The sequence below is a fragment of the Mycobacterium sp. 48b genome, from assembly GCF_048282725.1.
In the GTDB taxonomy this organism is placed as follows: Bacteria; Actinomycetota; Actinomycetes; order Mycobacteriales; family Mycobacteriaceae; genus Mycobacterium.
In genome coordinates this window covers 3,103,133-3,119,272 of the sequence record NZ_JBLVUL010000001.1, presented here as the reverse complement: position 1 = coordinate 3,119,272, position 16,140 = coordinate 3,103,133, and the positions used below count along the sequence as shown (strand labels likewise).

General features: G+C 68.4%; 8 protein-coding genes. 4 read left to right on the top strand and 4 right to left on the bottom strand.

Annotated elements, in window-relative coordinates:
* Nucleotides 1-36 precede the first annotated feature (36 nt).
* Nucleotides 37-3,549 carry an amino acid adenylation domain-containing protein gene (locus ACNQR1_RS15160; RefSeq protein WP_418047028.1) on the bottom strand — a complete coding sequence of 1,171 codons (3,513 nt, stop codon included), beginning with the start codon at nt 3,547-3,549 and terminating at the stop codon, nt 37-39.
* Between the two features lie 102 nt (nt 3,550-3,651).
* Here ACNQR1_RS15160 and ACNQR1_RS15155 point away from each other — a divergent pair, with 102 nt between their 5' ends.
* Nucleotides 3,652-5,298 carry a (2,3-dihydroxybenzoyl)adenylate synthase gene (locus tag ACNQR1_RS15155; RefSeq protein ID WP_418047027.1) on the top strand — a complete coding sequence of 549 codons (1,647 nt, stop codon included), beginning with the start codon at nt 3,652-3,654 and terminating at the stop codon, nt 5,296-5,298.
* Here the strand turns inward: ACNQR1_RS15155 and ACNQR1_RS15150 are convergent.
* From ACNQR1_RS15150 to hemW, 3 genes are all read right to left on the bottom strand, one after another.
* Nucleotides 5,288-10,462: a beta-ketoacyl synthase N-terminal-like domain-containing protein gene (locus ACNQR1_RS15150; protein WP_418047026.1), complete on the bottom strand. Its 5,175-nt coding sequence runs from the start codon at nt 10,460-10,462 to the stop codon at nt 5,288-5,290. The two genes, ACNQR1_RS15155 and ACNQR1_RS15150, sit on opposite strands and share 11 nt — an antisense overlap.
* Before the next feature lie 233 nt (nt 10,463-10,695).
* Nucleotides 10,696-12,078 (bottom strand): salicylate synthase, encoded by a 1,383-nt coding sequence (locus ACNQR1_RS15145; protein WP_418047025.1) that lies wholly within the window; start codon nt 12,076-12,078, stop codon nt 10,696-10,698.
* Between the two features lie 150 nt (nt 12,079-12,228).
* Nucleotides 12,229-13,401: a radical SAM family heme chaperone HemW gene (gene hemW / locus ACNQR1_RS15140; protein WP_418047024.1), complete on the bottom strand. Its 1,173-nt coding sequence runs from the start codon at nt 13,399-13,401 to the stop codon at nt 12,229-12,231.
* A gap of 93 nt (nt 13,402-13,494) precedes the next feature.
* Here hemW and ACNQR1_RS15135 point away from each other — a divergent pair, with 93 nt between their 5' ends.
* The 3 genes from ACNQR1_RS15135 (at nt 13,495) to ACNQR1_RS15125 (ending at nt 16,134) form a co-directional block, all read left to right on the top strand.
* Nucleotides 13,495-13,599 (top strand): Ms4527A family Cys-rich leader peptide, encoded by a 105-nt coding sequence (locus tag ACNQR1_RS15135; protein ID WP_418047023.1) that lies wholly within the window; start codon nt 13,495-13,497, stop codon nt 13,597-13,599.
* Between the two features lie 124 nt (nt 13,600-13,723).
* Nucleotides 13,724-15,400 (top strand): nitrite/sulfite reductase, encoded by a 1,677-nt coding sequence (locus tag ACNQR1_RS15130; RefSeq protein ID WP_418047022.1) that lies wholly within the window; start codon nt 13,724-13,726, stop codon nt 15,398-15,400.
* A gap of 8 nt (nt 15,401-15,408) precedes the next feature.
* The gene (locus tag ACNQR1_RS15125) at nt 15,409-16,134 is read left to right on the top strand and encodes a phosphoadenylyl-sulfate reductase (protein WP_418047021.1); all 726 of its coding nucleotides are present in this window, start codon (nt 15,409-15,411) and stop codon (nt 16,132-16,134) included.
* Nucleotides 16,135-16,140: the final 6 nt, after the last annotated feature.

The following is a 16,140-nucleotide window of genomic DNA, read 5'->3' as shown; positions in this document are numbered from 1 at the left end:
TAAGCAAAGCCTGCCCTAACTGAAGTAACTCTAACCTTAGTTGCCGAACGCGGGTTCTGGGGATGTGCGTTCCAGCTCGGAGGCCACATCGGCGCTGTCCATGCCTGTGACCTCTAGATACAGCTCCGACACCAGCTGCAAACGGTCCGAGCCCGCTTCCCGGCCGGTCAGCAGCGCAGCCATCTGCCCGACCGTTCGGGCGGCGAAGACGTCGGCGACCATCACGGTCGAGGTGTCCAGCCAGTCCCTGATCCGCGCCACCAGCTGGGTGCCGAGCACAGAGTCCCCGCCCAGGGCGAAGAAGTCGTCGTCGACGCCGACACCGGACTGCCCGAGAACGTCGCCGACGATTGCGCACAGAGCCGTTTCCAACGGGTCGCTCGGCGCGCGGTACCCCCTGGCTTCGGGTGCGCCGACGGCCGAGAGCATCCGGACCACCGCGGTGCGGTCGGTCTTGCCCCTGGCGTAGGGAATCTCGTCGGCCACCAGAAGGACCTGCGGGATCATGTGCGCGGGCACCAGCTCGGCCAGCGCGCCGGCCACCGATTCCGGATCCAGGCCCGCGTTCCGGCCGGCCTGATCCGCCCGTACCACCGCGCCGAGCAGATCGTGGCCGCCGTCGACCGGCACCAGCACCGCAACGGCCGCATCCACACCGGGAACCCGGCACAAGGCGCCTTCGACCTCGCCCAGCTCGATACGGAAGCCGCTCACCTTGATCCGGTGATCGGCCCGGCCGACGAATTCCAACGTGCCATCGGGCCAGGACCGCACCAGGTCCCCCGTGCGGTACCAGCGGCGCCCGTCGTACTCGACGAACCGTTCAGCGGTCAGGTCCGGGCGCCCGCGGTAGCCGCGGGCGATCCCGCGACCGCCGACCCACAGCTCACCCGGCACCCAGTCGGCGCAGTCCTCGCCCCGTGCGTCGACCACGCGGCAGCAGTTGTTGGTCAACGGCACGCCGAACGGCACCGAGGTCCAGTGCGACGGCAGCGCGTCGTCGCCGAATCCGACTTCGAAGATGGTGTTGTGGGTCGCGGTCTCGGTGGCCCCGCCCAGCCCGGCGAAGCGCACCTGCGGCGACGCGGCTCGCAATGCGCGCACCATGTCGGGACGCACCCAGTCGCCTCCGGTGGGCACCACCCGCAGTGAAGGCAAGGATGCCCCGTCAGTCGCGGCCACCAGCATCTCCAGCCAGCCGGTCAGGAAGTGCAGGACGCTCACCCGATGCTCGGCGATCAGCTCGACCCACACATCGGGATCGCGGCGGTCTTTCTCGTCGACGACAACCATCGAGCCACCCGAACGCAGGGTGCCGTAGACGTCGATCACCGACAGGTCGCACTCCAGATGCGACAACGCCAGGCACCGGTCGGCCGGGCCGATCTCGAAATGATCGTTGATGAACTCGATGGTGTTCATCGCCGCGTCGTGGGTGATCTCGACGCCCTTGGGCTCACCGGTGGAGCCCGACGTGAACAACACGTACGCCAGGTCCGTCGGGGCGACGTCGACCGGCTCGAAATGCGCCGGATCACCGATGACCTCGGCGTCGGCGACGGTCAGGTGCGGCAGCTCGGGATGATCCGGCCCCGAACCACAGACCAGGGCGAAGTCCACCCCACCGGTGTGCAGGATCCGGGCGGCCCGATCGGCCGGCTGATCCACCCCGACCGGCAGATACGCCGCGCCGACCATCGAGATGGCCAGCAGCGCGATGACCTGCTCGACGCTCTTGGGGCCGAGCATGGCGACCACCTCGCCATGGCACACCCCACGGGACTGCAGGGCGGCCGCCACGGCCAGCACCTTGTCCCGCAGTTCGGCGTAGGTGAGGTTGCCGGCGCTGCTGAAGACCGCAGGCGCGTCGGGGGTGGCCACCGCGTTGCCCAGGAAACCGGTGTGCAGAGCATCGCCGCTGGGAACGGATGTCGACGCGTTCAGCTCGGCCCGGACCCGGCGCTGCTGCTCCGAGGGGGCAGGGGGGTCCTGGGCATCCCAGGCCGCATCGTCGGTGGCCAGGCGGCGCAGTTCGTCGAGGTGGTAGGCGAACATGGCCTCGGCCACCCCGGGGCGGAACGCCTCGACCCGGACGTCCCAGTTGATCATCAGGCCCTCGGCGATCGGTGTCGCCTGAGCGTCTATGAGCACCTGGGGCCCCTGGGAGATGGTCCACACGGGCGCCCCGAAGTGATCGGTGACGTCACCGGCGAACAGATCGCCCAGCCCGAGCGCGCTGGTGTAGACGATGGTGGCCAGCGTCTGGCTGCCGCGGTGCCTGCTCATGTCGCGCAGCACATCGAGCCCGGACACCGAGGAATGCGCGGCGGTCGCGTGCAGCGTCTCCTGCACCACCCGGGCCCGGGCCATGGCCGTATCGGCACCGGTCAGGTCGATGTCGAGCAACAGCGAGGACGTGAAGTCTCCGACCAGCTTGTCCACATCGGGGTGATACGGCTCCCTGCCGAACATCGGCAGGTTGAGCAGGAACCTGGACTGCGTGGACCAGCGCGCCAGCGCGTTCGCGTAGGACGCGCCGACCGCCATGGCCGGGGTGATGCCGCGCCGCTGGGCCGCCGCGAACAATGCGTCGCGGGTCGGCACGTCGAGGGTCTCCCACAGCCGGATGCTGCGGTGCGGGTTGCGCTGATCCGACAGCGGAACCAGGGGCAGCACAGGCGGATCCGGCAGATCGGGCACCCGGTCGGCCCACCACTGCAGGTCCTCCTGCGACGGTGGCGGCACCGAAGCCGTGAGCTGGGAACGGTATTCGCGGTAGGTGTAGCCGAGGTCGGGCAGGTCGGCGCCGCGGTAGAAGGCGGCCAGATCCGCCATGAAGTTGCGGTAGCTCACCGCATCCGCGCACTGCATGTCCATGTCCACATGGAGACGCGTGCTTCCGGACGGCAGCAGCGACAGGCTCAGCTGCAGTACCTCTTCGTGCAGCATCTGATGCGACTTGGACTCCCTGAGCAACTCCAACTGCGCTTGTGCCGCAGCATCATCCAGGTCGCGGAAGTCGTAGACGGTGACCGGCAGCGGCCGGTCACCGATCCGCTGCGTACCGTCGGGCAGGATCTCGACGCGCAGCATCGGATGGCGCGCAGCCAGCTTCGTCGCCGCGGCCTGTAACCGCTGCGGATCGACTCCGGCGCCGTCGAATTCGACGTACAGATGGGCGCCGACGCCACCGAGCTGCTGATCCTGGTTGCGACCCACCCAGAACGCATGCTGGATGGGTGCCAGCGGGAAGGGTTCGCTCGCATCGTCGGCGACGTGACCCTCGGTTTCGGGGACGGAGTCCTGAACCGGGGCGTCGGGAGCGTGCTCAGCGACCAGGTCGATCCAGGCGGCGACGGTGGGATTGGCTGCCAGAGCTGCGAATCCGACATTGATGCCCTGCTTCCGCCACCGGCCCGAGAGCGACATCATCCGGATCGAGTCGAGACCGGATGCGATCAGGTCGGCGTTGGGATCGACGTCGTCTGCGCTGACCCCCAGGAGTTCGGCGACCTCGTCGCGGACTGTCCGGGAACTCGTCGCCACCACGCTTCATCCTCCAAAACATTAGTAAAGGCTGCCCTAACTTTGTGGAGGTTACCCTATATTCGATCTGCTGACACACCCACCCGACGGGAGCCGAGACCACCGATGACCACCGGTTTTGACCGTGAACAGGACGAACTGGCAAACGGATTCACCCCATTCCCCGAGGACCGTGCCGAGGTATACCGCCAGGCCGGGTACTGGCAGGGCAAAGCGCTGGACAGCATCCTGCGCGAGGCCGCCGAACGCTGGCCGGACAAGCCGGCCGTCGTCGACGCCACCGGCAGCCACACGTTCGCCGAACTCGACGCACTCGCCGACCGCATCGGTGCCGCCCTGGCCGCTCGCGGGATCAACCTCGGCGACCGCTTCCTGGTGCAGCTGCCGAACACCCGCGAATTCGCGGTCGCCACCTTCGGCCTGCTTCGCGCCGGGGCGGTCCCCGTCCTGTGCCTGCCCGGCCACCGGTCTGCGGAGCTGGGCCATTTCGCCGAAGTCAGCGGCGCCGTCGGCCTGGTGATCCCCGACGCCATCGCCGGATTCGACTACCGCGAGCTGGCCACCCAGGTCGCGTCCGAACACCCGCGACTGAGTCACATTCTCGTCGACGGCGATCCGGGTTCCTTCCAACCCTGGTCTGCTCTCAAGGATTTCGACGGCATCCCGCCGAGCTTCACCGTCGACACCAGCGGTCCCGCCGTTCTGCTGGTGTCCGGCGGAACCACCGGGCTGCCCAAGCTCATCCCCCGTACCCATGACGACTACCGGTACAACGCCGCCGCGTGCGCCCAGGCGTGCGAAATGGTGCACGACGACGTATATCTCGCGGCACTGCCCGCCGGACACAACTTCCCGCTCGCCTGCCCGGGCCTGCTCGGCTCGATGACGGTCGGCGCGACCACCGTCTACACCGACGACCCCAGCCCCGAATCGGCCTTCGCCCTGATCAATGCCCACGGCGTCACCGTGACCGGTCTCGTCAACGCCCTGGCCAAACTGTGGGCCCAGGCCTGCGACTGGGAACCGGTGCTGCCGACCTCGCTGCGCGTGGTCCAGGTGGGCGGATCACGGATGTCCCCGGACGATGCCCGATTCGTGTATCAAGGCCTGAGCTCAGGCCTGCAGCAGATCTTCGGAATGGCCGAAGGGATGCTGAATTTCACCCGGCCGGGCGATCCGGTGGACGTGGTGGAGCACACCCAGGGCCGGCCGATGTCGCCGCACGACGAGATGCGCGTGGTGGACGAGGACGGCCACGAGGTCGCCCCCGGGCAGGAGGGTGAGCTCCTGGTGCGCGGCCCCTACACGCTCAACGGCTACTACCGCGCCGAGGAGGCAAATGCCCGGTCCTTCAGCCCCGACGGGTTCTACCGCACCGGCGACCGGGTCCGGATCTTCACCGACGGGCCGCGGGCCGGCTACGTCGAGGTGACCGGCCGCATCAAGGACGTCATCCACCGCGGTGGTGAGACGGTGTCGGCCACCGATCTTGAGGACCATCTGCTGACCCACCCGGCGGTGTTCGCGGCTGCGGCAGTGGCGCTTCCCGATGACTACCTCGGGGAGAAAATCTGCGCTGCAGTGGTTTTCAAAGGCGCACCGGTCAGCCTCGTCCAGCTCAACGAATTCCTCGACGAGCGCGGGGCATCGGCCCATGCCCGGCCCGACGTACTGGTCCCGATGTCGACCCTGCCCGCCACCGCGGTGGGCAAGGTCGACAAGAAGAAGCTGATCGCCGCGATCACCGGGTGAGCGAACGGCCTGCCTCGGGATCGAGCAGCTCGATGATCCTGGCCGTCACTGCCGCCGCGGTGGGATGCTCCCACAGCAGGGTCGGCGGCAGTGACAGCCCGGTCTGCTTCTCCAGCTGACGGCGGAGCCGGACCGTCATGATCGAGTCCACGCCCAACTCCACCAGCGGGAGGTCGACGTTCACGTCGGACTCCGCGAGCCCCAATTGGCTTGCCACCGCGCTCAACACATGGGCGGCAAGCTGATCGGGGTCGAACTCCCCCACGCTCGATGACGGATCCGACGCGTCGTCGGGTTCGTCCTCGGGTGCCACATCCGCCAGGATCGGCACCGCCGCTGCCGCCGGAAGGACCGGCAGCACCACGACGTTGGCCGCGTCCTCACGCATCGCAAGGTCGAGCGCGCCCATCGCGTCGTCGGCGCTGACCGTGCCCATACCGAGTGCATCGAGTTGCGCCGCAACGAACTCCGACGCCGAGCCCATCCCCAGCCCGCGCCACGCCGTCCAGGCGACCGCGGTCGTGCGGTCCCCGAGACTGCGCCGGTGCCGGGCCATCACGTCCAGGAACGAATTGGCGCAACCGTAGGCACCCTGGCCCGGGAATCCGGCCAGATAGCCGCATGAGGAGAACAGCACCATCCAGTCGAGCTGCTCGGGCGGGAACACCTCGTGCAGCACGAGCGTGCCGTGCACCTTCGGGTGCATGGCGGCGGCAAATTCGTCGGAAGTCGTGTTCATCAGCAGCGCACCGGCTTCCACACCCGCGGCGTGGATGACGCCGCGCACCGGCGGCAACGGGCGCAGCACATCCCGCAGGGCGTCGGCCGATCCGGGCGCGCCGACGTCGACGGCGGCGACGGTGACCGACACGCCACGCTCCTCCAGTGCGGTGACCGCGCGGATCGCCGCCGACTGCGTGTCCTCCACCCAGTCCGACCGGTCGGCCAGGCCCGAGCGCGACAAGAGCACCAGCCGGCGGGCACCGAGGTCGGCCAGGCGCTGGGCCATCCGCAGACCAAGCGCGCCGGTCCCGCCGGTGATCAGGTAGGTGCCGCCCGGCACGCACTGCATCGGAGCCGGCTGTGTCGGGGCGGTCGGGGTCGTGCCCGATGCCGTGAGCCGGGCGGCCAGTGCCACCCCGTCACGGACCACCAGCACACCGTGGCCGGCCAGTGATCCCAGAGCCGTCAGCGGCAGGCATCCATCGGCCACATCGATGACACCGCCCCACAACTGCGGATGCTCGGCCGCGGCGACCCGGCCCAGCCCCCACAGCGGCGCGTGGGTCACGTTGGCGCCCTCGTGGACACCGACCGTGAGCGCCCACACCCGCGCCGACAGACCCAGGCGCTGCTGCAGCGCCAGCGTCCTGGTCACCAGGTCGACGGCCGCTTCCGGCGAGTCGTCATCACGAGGTAGTACCAGAACCACCGCGGAATCCCCGAGTTTTGCTGGTAGTGAACCGAATTCGAGGTTCGATTCCAGTTCGTCGGGGTCTTCGACCGCCAGGTAGGGCACTGCGGCGGCGGTCAGATCGTCGACTGCGGTCTCCAGCCGGTCGACATCTCCGCCGACGAGCACCACCCCACTGGGGGACAGCTCGCCGCGGCCCGCCACCGGATGCCACGACACCCGGTGCACGATGCGGCGGATGTCGGTCGGCGACCATTCGCGTCCCGGATTCTCCAGCTCTTCGAAGGTCATGCCGCTGATCGACAGCAGCGCCGACCCGGATTCGTCGGTGATCACCACATCGGTCGTGGTCGTCCCTGGCCTGCGCCGGACCGACAGCACCGCGGTGGCCGGCGGCGCGCCGTATACCTGGACCCGTTCGATGCGGGCCGGCATCCGCAACCGCGGCGGTCCGTCGAATGTCGTGGAGGCCGCCGAGGTCGCGGCGTCGACCAGCGAGGCCCACGTGCTGGGCTGCCCGCCATCGGACTCGGAGCTGACGAGGGCCAGCAACTCACCTTCGCCGCGGCGCAAATCCTTGATGTCCCAATCGAATCCCATGGCCGCAACCCCGAGTTCGGCGAGGGTGTCGATCACGTGGCGCGGCGGCAACTGCTCGGTGCAGCGCGCGCGGGCTTTCTCCAGATCGACGGCCACGGTTCCCGCGTCATCCGCGGCGCCGCCGAGGGCCACCACCGCACTGCTGTGGGTCAGCCACCCGCCGTCCTGCTCTTCGGCGGCGTCGGCCAGCCGTGAGGCCAGGGTCAGCTCACGGTCGGCCAGCACCACCTGAAGATCGCGGGCGCGCGCGGGGGCCACGGGTGTGCGGAGCCGGATGTCCTTCAGTCCGGCACCACTGCCGGCCGCCGTCAGGAACGTGTTCAACAGCACTGCGGCCGGGATGATCTCGGTTCCCTGGACCGGATGGTCGCCGGGGTACGGCCGGGTGTCGAAATCCAGCCGGGTCTGCCACATGCGGGTCGCGACGGTTCCGGCCACGTCGGTGCGGCCGCCCAGCAGGGTGTGGCTGGTGGTGTCGTGCACCGCGCGCCCACCGGGCGATGCGGTGGGCACCCGCCAGAAGTGCCGGTGCTGCCATTGTGTGACCGGGAGATCGGCGGTCCACGGATCGGTCTCGGCGACACCGTGTTCGACGTCGGCGCCGTGGCAGTACAGCGAGGCGATCGCGGTCATGACGGCCGGCGACTCCGGCGTGTTACGGCGGAGCAGCGGTACCACCGCATGTTCGTCCATACCGAGGTGCAGGAGCGTCTCGACGATCGAATGGGACACGACCGGATGTGCGGACACTTCGAGGAACACCCGGTGGCCGTCTTCGGCTGCCGCCGTGACGGCCTCGGCGAACCGGACCTGCCCACGCAGGTTGTGGACCCAGTAGTCGGCGTCTCGCGGTGCGGCGGAACGGGGATCGGGCAAAGCCGTGGTGTACAGCGGGATCACCGCATCCCGGGCCGGGTCGAGCCCGGCGACGTTGGCGGCCAGGGCTCCGGTCAGGTCATCCATCGCGGGACTGTGGAATGCCACGTCGGTGTTCACCCGGCGCACCACGATGCCCTGCTCGCCCCAGGACTGGCAGACCTCTGCGACCGCGTCGGTGATGCCCGAGATCACACAGGATTCGGCCGACGCGCTGATGGCCGCCACCACATCGGTACGACCGGCCAGCCGTTGCGCCGCCTCGGCGAACGGCAAACGCACCAAAGCCATGGCACCGCAACCCATCACGGATCGGAAGCCGCGGGCACGGTAGCAGGCCACCGCCGCGCCCTGGCGCAACTCGAAGACACCGGAGACCACACAGGCCGCCACTTCACCGACCGAGTGCCCGATCACTGCGGCGGGGTGCACTCCCCGCTCCCGCAGCACCGCGGCGAGTCCGACCTGCATCGCGAAGGTCAGCGCCTGGATCCGATCGGTACCGCCCAGCTCACCCGTGCTCAGCGCCTCCCGAGCGGAGAACCCGAGCTCACGCCCGAAGACCTCGTCGACCTCGTCGATCACGCGAGCGAAAACCGGCTCGGCCGTGAGCAGTTCGCGGCCCATACCGGCCCAGTGCGAACCATGCCCGGAGAACACCCACACCGCGTCCCGGGCCTGACCGCCCGGCACCTCACCGGTGACCAGCCCGGCGCCGGAGTCACCGCGGGACAGGGCATCCAGTCCGGCGATCAGTTCATGGCGGTGCTCAGCCACGACTGCGGCCCGAACCGGTTCGTGCCCGCGTCGCGCCCACAGCGCGGCTGCCACGGGGGCCACCTCGTGGTGCCCGGCCCGCAGGTGGTCGGCCAGCGCTTCGGCCTGACGGGCCAGGCGCTGTTCGGACCGTGCGGAAAGCGGAACGATCAGTGGACCGGGCGCACTGTGCGGCGTCGTGTCCTGTTGTGCCGGAGCCTCTTCGAGCAGAATGTGTGCGATAGTCCCGCCGTAACCGTAGCTGCAGACCGCGGCCTGACGGGGCGCGTCGGTGCGTGGCCAAGGTTCGACCTCGGTCGGCACCCGAAGTCCGCTGTTGGCCCAGTCGACGGCACCGGTGAGTTGACGCAGGCCGGCGGTGGGCGGGATCGCCTCATGGTGCAGGGCCAGCACTGTCTTGATCAGCCCCATCACCCCGGCACCGCCCTCGAGGTGGCCGATATTGGGTTTGACCGACCCGATGCGGCACCGGTCCGCCTCGGCGCGTCCTGTTCCGTACACCTGGGCCAGGGCGCCGACCTCAGTGGGATCACCTGTGGGAGTTCCGGTTCCGTGCGCCTCGACATATCCGACGCCGGCCGGGTCGACACCTGACATCCGGCATGCGAGCCGGAACATGTCCGCCTGTGCCGCGCCGTTGGGAGACATGATGCCCACGGTGCGTCCGTCCTGGGCAGTGGCGCCACCGCGCACCACGGCCAGAATACGGTCACCGTCGCGCTCGGCGTCCGCGAGCCGCTTGAGCACCACCACGCCCGCACCCTCGCCACGCCCGTAACCATCCGCGGCGGCATCGAAGGTCTTGCACCGGCCGTCGGGCGCGGTGGCCCCGGCCTCGTCGAGCACCCGGGTCAGTCCGGGGCCGATCAGCGCACTCACCCCGCCGGCCAGGGCCAGTGAGGTCTCGCCGGCACGCAGCATCTGGCACGCCTGGTGCACCGCGACCAGCGAGGCCGCGCACGCGGCGTCCAGCGCCACACTCGGGCCGCGGAGATCGAGCAGATGCGAGACCCTGTTGGCGATACCGCACAGCGAGGTTCCGATCCCGGTCCACGCGTCGATGCCCGGCAGGTCTTCCATGATCAACTTGCCGTAGTCATCGGAATTGACGCCCATCAGCACTGCGGTGTCACTACCTGCCAGGGCCCTCGGCGACACTCCGGCGTGTTCGAGCGCCTCCCAGCTGACCTCCAGCGCCAGCCGCTGCTGGGGATCCATCACCTCGGCCTCGCGCGGTGAGACACCGAAGAACTCGGCGTCGAATCCGGCCAGATCGTCAAGGAAGGTGCCCAGCCGAGTGACCTCGCGCAGCACCGCCGCGTTCCGGGGATCGCGCCGCAGGTAGGGCTCCCACCGCTCCTCGGGCACCTCGGTGACGTTGCTGCGCCCTTCCAGCAGGAATTTCCAGAAGTCCGAAGGCGTGGCAACGCTGCCGGCGACGCGGCAGCCCAGGCCGATGACAGCGATGGGTTCCGGGGTCGAATTATCGGGTCCCATGTCAGCAGAACCCGGCCCGAAGGTAAGTCTGGATAGGCTTGCCTAAATACGCTGCCGACATGCGGACAATATTGGCACACGATCCGAAAGAGCAGTGGTTCTACCTCAGAACCAGCTGTGAATCTCCTGGGAGGCCATCCAGGCGGCGATGACGTGCATGTTTACCGGTCGAGGCGGCGGTTTTGACTGCCTGTTCGCCGTCGCGCGCAGCCACTGCCGGCGTGTTAGCTCACTCACATGTCCGTTCTCTCGACGAGGTAGGGCGACAAGGTGCTCAGCTTTTCGCAGGTCTCCTCGAATTCGCGGTCGGGTGTGGACTCGGCGATGATGCCGGCCCCGGCCCGCAGCCAGGTGTGCCCGTCGGCCTCGTAGGCCGCCCGCAGCGCGAGTGCGGCGTCGAGGGATCCGTCGGCCGAGAACATCGCCACCGCACCCGAATACAACCCACGGGGCAGCTCGTCGTGCCGCAGGATCGCGTCGACCCCTTCAGCCTTGGGAATCCCCGACGCCGTCACCGCCGGGAACAACGCTTCCAGCGCGTCCATGCGGTCCATCGACGGGTCGAGGCGAGCCCCCACCGTGGACCCGAGATGCTGCACGCTGCCGCGCTCACGAATGGTCATGAAGTCGGTGACGGTCGCCGTGCCGGGCTCGGCGACCTCGGAAATCTCCTTGAGCGAACTGCGCACGGATATCGCGTGTTCGACGATTTCCTTCGAGTTGGACTCAAGATCGTCGCGGGCCGCCTGATCGTTGGCCGCACCGCGGCCGAGTGCCCGGGTTCCGGCCAGTGGTTCGGTGACCACGAGCCCGTCCTGGTGCACGGCGGCGACGAGTTCGGGGCTGTAGCCGAGCGCACGAAGGGAACCGAGCCGCAACAGGAATGACCGGGCCGGATTGTTGTGCCTGCGGCCCAGCCGGTAGGTCGACGGGAAGTCGAGCCGGAACGGCACGTCGAAGCGCCGCGACAGGATGACCTTCTGGTACTGCCCTCTGCCGATCTCGTCGATCGCCGAGGCGACCCGGTCGCGGTAGCCACTAACGTCGTGCCGGATGTCCACGGCACGGGGGTCGGCGGTGGGCTGGATGCCCCCGGCAATCAGGTGCCGCACGACATCGTGGTGGCTCTCGAGGCCACCGAGCACGGTGACCCGTTCGGCGGTGACCTCGATCTGCGTCAGCGGACTGAAGACCCGCGCCAGCGGGGTCTTCGGCGCCAACCGGTTCTCGAGACCGAACTTGTAAGTACCGAATTCGAACGCCACCCAGCCGAATGCGGTGTCGGCGTGAGTTTCGGAGTCGGCAAGCATGAGATCCACCGCTTCGCCGAGCACGGCACCCGGCCTACCGGACCATGGGCGGCGGGCGGCCACGACACCGTCGCGGGTGAGCCGCAGTTCATCGCTGTCCAACTCGACACCGCACTGCGCTCCGGACGCCAGGATCCACCGGTTCCCCCGCTCGTACACCACGTAGTCGCTGCCGTCGCCGGACAGCGCGCGAGCGATCTCGGCGACCAAATCGGCTGGGCCGGTCATGTTGTCGCCCGCAGGCAGCTCGAACGAGGCGAGCGCGGCCGAAGCATTGCAGTCAGCTTGGTCGTTCCGTGTGAGCATTCGGCAAAGCTTAGCCTCGCCTTACCCATTGCGCAGACCTACGTCCCTGCTACGTATTTACTACGGGATCAATATCTTCCGCACAGAATCCACACATGCAGACACAGCAGTTTCACAGGCTTCCCACAGGGAGCCCGGCGGTTCCGCGCCCTACGCCAGCAGGTCCCGGACTACCCCGTCCGCGAGCAGCCGGCCACGGTCGGTCAACACCAGAGCATCCCGTTGCCGGAGGAGAAGTCCTTCGTCACAGAGAGTTTCGGCGCGGACGAGTTCTTCGGAATCGAGCAGCGCCACCGGCAGGCCCTCACGAACCCTGACCCTAAGCATCACTTCCTCGACATGGCGGTCGCGAGCATCGAGCTCCTCGAAATCTGCTATCGGCAAACGCTCTTCAGCCAAAGCTTGCGCATAAGCATTGGGATGCTTGACATTCCACCAGCGGGTAGCACCGAGGAAGCCGTGCGCGCCGGGGCCGGCGCCCCACCACTCTCCGCCGCCCCAGTAGCCGAGGTTGTGCCGGCACTCGGCGCCGTCGGCACTCCAGTTCGACACCTCATACCAATGCAGACCCGCCGCCGACAGCCGACTGTCGAGCAGTTCGTAGCGCTGGGCGAGCACGTCGTCGTCGGGCCGGGAGATCTCGCCGCGGCGCACCCGGCGGGCCAGGGCGGTGCCGTCCTCGACGATCAGCGAATACGCGGACACATGGTCGACGCCCGCGCCCACCGCGACGTCGATCGAGCGCCGCAGATCGTCGTCGGTCTCCCCCGGCGTGCCGTAGATGAGGTCGATGTTGACGTGTTCGAACCCCGCGGCCCTGGCCTCAAGGGCCGCTGCCGGCGCGCGGCCCGGGGAGTGCGTGCGGTCCAGCACGGCCAGCACCTGCGGCGCCGCGGACTGCATGCCCAGGGACACCCGCGTGTAACCGGCCTCACGCAGGGCCGCGAACATCTCCGGCGAGGTGGACTCCGGGTTGGCCTCGGTGGTCACCTCCGCCTCGACTGCCAGTTCGAAGTTGTCGCGGACGGCCCCCAGCACCGCGGTCAGGCCGGATCCGCCCAGTAACGAGGGCGTGCCGCCGCCGACGAACACCGTCTGTACCGGCACGGATCCGACCCGTTCGGCCGCCAGTCGCAGTTCGACGCGCAACGCGGCCAGCCAGCCGTCGGGGTTCGCACCACCCAATTCGGCCGGTGTGTAGGTGTTGAAGTCGCAGTAACCGCACCGCGTCGCGCAGAACGGGACGTGGATGTAGATGCCGAACGCGCGATCTGGCACGTGGGCCAACTGGGGTTGGCCGGCGAGGTCGGTGCGCGTGGTCATGGTTTGATTTTCCCAGACTGTCCAGCGCGGACTTTTGCTCACCGTGAGCGCAAATATGGCCCGGTTAGGGCAGGTGACGACAATCGTGGCACAATGGCGTGCGTGACTGCCGCCCACAACAGCACCACCCGCATTGCGCTGGTGGCTCGTCGGCATGTCGATTTCAAGCGCGTCTGTAGCTGTTGCTGTCTGCCCTAATCACGCGTTGATTTCGGAACCCGCCCGCCCCATACATTCAGCTGGCCGCCGGATCTGCGCCGCCGGTCAGCCCCACCGGTGATCAGCGCATTCCAACGGCCGGTTCCATACAAGGAGCCAAAGCATGACAGAGGTTCAAGCCAACCCGCGCCCGCCCAAGACTCGCGATGAGGGCCAATGGGCGCTGGGTAGCCGCGACCCGTTGAACCCCAATGAGGTGTTCAAACAGGAGGACGACGCCCTCAACGTGCGGGCCCGCATCCTGGACGTCTACTCCAAGCAGGGCTTCGACAGCATCGACAAGACCGACCTGCGCGGCCGGATGCGCTGGATGGGCCTGTACACCCAGCGTGAGCAAGGCTATGACGGCACGTTCACCGGTGACGACAACGCCGACCTGCTGGAAGCCCCGTATTTCATGATGCGGGTGCGCTCCGACGGCGGCGCGCTGACCGCGAAGTCGCTGCGCACCTTGGGCGAGATTTCTATCGAGTTCGCCCGCGACACGGCCGACATCACCGACCGAGAGAACATCCAGTACCACTGGATCCGGATCGAGGACGTGCCGGAGATCTGGCGCCGGCTCGAAGAGGTCGGTCTGCAGACCACCGAGGCCTGCGGCGACTGCCCCCGCGTTGTCCTGGGTTCGCCGCTTGCCGGTGAGTCCCTGAGCGAGGTGCTCGACCCGACGCCCGCGCTGGAGGAGATCGTCCGCCGCTATATCGGCAACCCGCTGCTGTCGAACCTGCCGCGCAAGTTCAAGACCGCGATCTCCGGACTGCAGGACGTGGCGCACGAGATCAACGACGTGGCGTTCATCGGCGTCGATCACCCCGAGCACGGCCCCGGCCTGGACGTCTGGGTGGGCGGTGGCCTGTCCACCAACCCGATGCTGGCGCAGCGCCTCGGCGTCTGGGTGCCGCTGGAGGAGGTGCCCGACGTCTGGGAGGGCGTGACCTCGATCTTCCGCGACTACGGCTACCGCCGGCTGCGCAACAAAGCTCGACTGAAGTTCCTGGTCAAGGACTGGGGCCCGCAGAAGTTCCGTGAGGTGCTGGAGACGGAGTACCTCAAGCGCAAGCTCATCGACGGGCCCGCGCCCGAGCAGGTGCCCCACAACATCGACCACGTCGGCGTGCAGAAGCTCAAGAACGGCCTCAACGCGGTGGGTGTCGCACCGATCGCGGGCCGCGTGTCGGGCACCATCCTGACCAAGATCGCCGATCTGGCCGAGGCCGCCGGCTCCGACCGGATCCGGCTGACCCCGTACCAGAAGCTGATCGTGCTCGACGTCCCCGACGACAAGCTGGCCGAACTGCGCGCCGGGTTGGATGACCTGGGTCTGTCCTCGACGCCTTCGCGCTGGCGGCAGAACGTGATGGCCTGCACCGGTATCGAGTACTGCAAGCTGTCCTTCGCCGAGACCCGGGTCCGGGCACAGAGCCTGGTGCCTGATCTGGAGGAGCGTCTTGCCGACCTGAACTCGACGCTGGACGTGCCGGTGACCGTCAATCTCAACGGCTGCCCCAACTCCTGCGCCCGCATCCAGATCGCCGATATCGGTTTCAAGGGCCAGATGATCGACGACGGCAACGGACCCGAGGAAGGCTTCCAGGTCCACCTCGGCGGCAGCCTCGGCCTCGACAGCGGTTTCGGCCGCAAGCTGCGCCAGCACAAGGTGCTGTCCAGCGAGCTCGGCGACTACGTCGAGCGGGTCGTTCGCAACTTCGTGAAACAACGTGAGGACGGCGAGCGTTTCGCCCAGTGGGCCATTCGGGCCGACGACGCGGACTTGAGGTGAGTGACGACGTGACGAACTTGACAGCGACCGAATTGCAGGAGCTCGCGGAACGCGGTGCGGCCGAGCTGGCCGATGCCGGCGCCGAGGAGCTGCTGCGCTGGACTGACAAGCACTTCGGCGACGCCGGCGGGCCGGCCCATCGACCCGGTTACGTCGTGGCCTCCAACATGCAGGATGCCGTCCTCGTCGAGATGGCGGCCAAGGTGCGCCCGGGCGTCGACGTCCTGTTCCTCGACACCGGCTACCACTTCGCCGAGACCATCGGCACCCGTGACGCCGTCGAGCAGGTCTATGGCGTCAACGTGGTGAACGTGCGCCCGGAGAACACGGTCGCCCAGCAGGACGAACTGCACGGCAAGGACCTGTTCGCCCGGGACGCCGCGGCCTGCTGCCGCATGCGCAAGGTCGAACCGCTGGGCAAGGCACTGGCGGGCTACACCGCCTGGGTGACCGGCATCCGCCGCGTGGAGGCCCCTACGCGCGCCAACGCCCCGCTGATCAGCTGGGACGCCGCCTTCGGCCTGGTGAAGATCAACCCGATCGCCGCCTGGTCGGACGAGGAGATGCAGGCCTACATCGAGGCCAACGACATCCTCGTCAATCCCCTTGTCTACGACGGCTATCCGTCCATCGGCTGCGCGCCGTGCACCAGCAAGCCGGCCGAGGGCGCCGATCCGCGCAGCGGCCGGTGGGCCGGTCAGGCCAAGACGGAGTGCGGGCTGCACGCCTCGTGAGGTACC

Coding starts and splice junctions, on each gene's coding strand:
- ACNQR1_RS15155 (WP_418047027.1), top strand. CDS start 3,652: ATGACCACCGGTTTTGACCGTGAACAGGACGAACTGGCAAACGGATTC.
- ACNQR1_RS15150 (WP_418047026.1), bottom strand. CDS start 10,462: ATGGGACCCGATAATTCGACCCCGGAACCCATCGCTGTCATCGGCCTG.
- ACNQR1_RS15145 (WP_418047025.1), bottom strand. CDS start 12,078: ATGCTCACACGGAACGACCAAGCTGACTGCAATGCTTCGGCCGCGCTC.
- hemW (WP_418047024.1), bottom strand. CDS start 13,401: ATGACCACGCGCACCGACCTCGCCGGCCAACCCCAGTTGGCCCACGTG.
- ACNQR1_RS15135 (WP_418047023.1), top strand. CDS start 13,495: ATGGCGTGCGTGACTGCCGCCCACAACAGCACCACCCGCATTGCGCTG.
- ACNQR1_RS15130 (WP_418047022.1), top strand. CDS start 13,724: ATGACAGAGGTTCAAGCCAACCCGCGCCCGCCCAAGACTCGCGATGAG.